At 54.2% G+C, this 2,947-nt stretch carries 3 protein-coding genes; all 3 read left to right on the top strand.

All coding sequences use genetic code 11. The features are described 5' to 3' along the window. The first annotated feature begins 416 nt into the window (after positions 1–416). Complete coding sequence (locus tag U9R25_12900) at positions 417–701, top strand: hypothetical protein (protein ID MEA3336804.1); 285 nt, start codon at positions 417–419, stop codon at positions 699–701. Between the two features lie 173 nt (positions 702–874). Beyond that, complete coding sequence (locus U9R25_12895) at positions 875–2,362, top strand: YfcC family protein (protein MEA3336803.1); 1,488 nt, start codon at positions 875–877, stop codon at positions 2,360–2,362. 179 nt (positions 2,363–2,541) lie between these two features. Beyond that, the coding region (locus U9R25_12890; protein ID MEA3336802.1) for an ornithine carbamoyltransferase subunit F at positions 2,542–2,947 on the top strand (406 nt) is incomplete at its 3' end.

Here is a 2,947-nt window from a genome sequence, read left to right as displayed (position 1 = left end):
ATTTATGGGAAACTTGGCGTCAATAATCGGGCAGACGCCATCGAAAAAGCCATGCTTCTGCAAGTTCTGTCACCCGATTGATTCTAGACGCGTCCTTTGTGGGGAAAAACTACACTCATATTACACCTGAAGTGTGATGCTGAGCCGTGCCTGAAAGGGTACAATTTGATCATACTCACGATTCGATGCTGGTGTTGAGCATTGCTCGTCAATTTGCACTGTTGTTTCCTCGACTTTGGCCATTTTTTGACCCTACGACATCTAGTAGTTCAAGCTAAGATAACTCCGCTATTTAGTACGCCGATTCTATGACTCAACTCGAAAATGGGTTGTTTTTACGCATTTACTTGACAATAATGCAATTTTGGCCAAAGTCCAGGTTTCGATACTTGCTGTAAATGGAGGTCGCGCCTGGCATGTTTCCGGAAAGAGAACAACATCTGAACCCACCCGAAGAAAGGTCTTTGTTCCACAGATCTGGAACCTATTGCATCCGCGTGCAAGGAGTTGTCTCTGATAACTGGAGCGACTATCTTCAAGGTATGGACATCGAGATTGACATCAGAGAGAATAGTCAGGCAGTGACAATCCTGACCGGTGAGCTTGTTGACCAGGCGGCGCTTCTTGGTGCGCTCAATGTACTGTACAACTTGCGTTTCCCCGTTCTCTCTGTCGAGTATCAGGCAACTCCAGAAAAATGATCATCCCAAAATAGCGGCATTTGCCCAGCTTGGCAACACTGGGTAGAATCAGGAAACCGGGACATCATCGTAATATCCGTACCAAAGCAGCCCGGTCTACTGCTTTACCGATCCATGTTCTACAGTTTGAGCACTACAATCTTGCAGCACGCACTAATCAAGGAGTATGACTCATGGCTGAAGAGAAGAAGAAGGGGTTTCAATTCCCAACAGCTTACACCGTTCTATTCCTCCTTATCGTTCTCGTGGTCATCGCCACCTGGTTCATTCCCGCCGGGCAGTATGAGCTCACGGACGATGGCGAACCCATCCCAGGCACCTATCATCAGGTTGAATCGAACCCGCAGAAGATCATAAGTGACGGGTTGATGGCGCCCATCAACGGCATGTATGGTATCCAGGGCGAGGATGGCAGCATCAGCGTCTACAATTTCGGCGAACTTTACGGCGCCATCGATGTCGCCCTGTTCGTACTGATCATCGGCGGATTTTTGGCGATTACCATGGCAACCGGCGCGATCGATGCCGGCATCGGCAAGATCACGACCGCGTTCGAGGGGCGTGAGAAAATCATGATCGCCATTCTGATGATCGTCTTCGCCCTGGGCGGCACCAGCTACGGCATGGCCGAGGAGACCCTGGCTTTTTATGGGTTGATCATCGCCGTCATGATCGCGGCGGGGTATGATACTCTGGTAGGAGTGTCAGTCATCATGCTGGGGGCGGGCATCGGCGTGCTGGCCTCTACCGTCAATCCCTTCGCCACCGGGGTTGCTTCCGGCTTCGCCGGCATCTCCATCGCCGATGGCATGGTTTCGAGGATTTTCATCCTTGTGGCCGGCACGGCCATTGGCATCATCTTCGTCACAAGATATGCCGAGAAGGTGAAAAAGGACCCCACCAAGTCGCTGGTTTATGACCAGAGGGAGGCTGACAGGAAGCATTTCCTGAAGGGATCGGGTGAAGGGGAATTGCCTGAGCTTAACGGCATGAGAATCACCGTTCTGGTTCTCTTCCTCCTGGCCTTCCTGATCATGATCTTCGGCGTCATTCCCTGGAACGACCTGGGCATACCGCTGCCGCAATTGAATTGGTGGTTCGGCGAGTTCACTGCCCTTTTCCTGGGCTTCGCCATTCTCATTGGCATCGTAGGCCGCCTGGGCGAAAAGAGCATTTCCGAGACATTCATCAACGGCGCCCGGGACATGCTGGGCGTAGCACTGATCATCGGTGTGGCCCGGGGCGTCAGTGTGATCATGAGCAATGGCCTGATCGTCGATACTGTCCTCTCCTGGGCTGAAGCGACACTGGGCAGCATGGGAGGGGTGGCATTTATCAATGTGACCCACCTGATCTACCTGCCGCTGGGTTTCCTGATCCCCTCCTCTTCGGGATTGGCCACGGTAACGATGCCAATCATGGCACCCCTGGCAGATATCGCCGGGGTGGATCGCAGCCTGATGGTGACCGCCTACCAGTCGGCCAGCGGTATGCTCAACCTGATCAACCCCACCTTCGCTGTGGTCATGGGTGGTCTGGCCCTGGCCCGCATCCGCTATGACAGGTGGCTGCGCTTTGTCCTGCCGCTGCTGATCATGCTGCTGATCCTGTACGCCATCGTGCTGAGTATCGGTGTGTTCATGCCAGGGATGATTTTCTAGTAGGGGCGTACCCTTGTGGTCGCCCGATGTGGGCAGGCACAAATGTGGTCGCCCGATGTGTTCATGCCAGGGATGATTTTCTGGTAGGGGCGTACCCTTGTGGTCGCCCGATGTGGGCAGGCACAAGGCGCTGCTCCTACAATTGCAGAACCGTACATTTTTTTCAATGGAGGTAAAAAATGGCTTTCAATCTTCGCAACCGCAATTTCGTCAAACTGCTCGACTTCACGCCCAAGGAGATCAAGTTCCTGCTCAAGCTGTCGGCAGATCTCAAGGCTGCCAAATACGGCGGCTACGAACAGCAGCGGCTGGCGGGCAAAAACATCGCCCTGATCTTCGAGAAGGGATCGACCCGCACCCGCACATCGTTCGAGGTGGCTGCCTACGACCAGGGCGCTAACGTCACCTACCTGGGGCCCAGCGGTTCCCACATCGGCAAGAAAGAGACGATGAAAGATACAGCCCGGGTGCTGGGCCGCACCTACGACGGCATCGAGTACCGGGGCTTTGGCCAGGAACTGGTCGAGACCCTGGCCCAGTATGCCGGCGTGCCCGTGTGGAACGGCCTCACCGACGAATTCCATC

This window comes from Chloroflexota bacterium, from assembly GCA_034717495.1.
Taxonomy (GTDB): domain Bacteria; phylum Chloroflexota; class Anaerolineae; order JAAEKA01; family JAAEKA01; genus JAYELL01.
The sequence above is the reverse complement of the archived record's forward strand: the minus strand, read 5'-3'. Positions and strand labels throughout refer to the sequence as shown.

What these genes read in the sequence shown, in the direction of transcription:
- U9R25_12900 (MEA3336804.1), top strand. Translation starts at nt 417, where the DNA reads ATGTTTCCGGAAAGAGAACAACATCTGAACCCACCCGAAGAAAGGTCT.
- U9R25_12895 (MEA3336803.1), top strand. Translation starts at nt 875, where the DNA reads ATGGCTGAAGAGAAGAAGAAGGGGTTTCAATTCCCAACAGCTTACACC.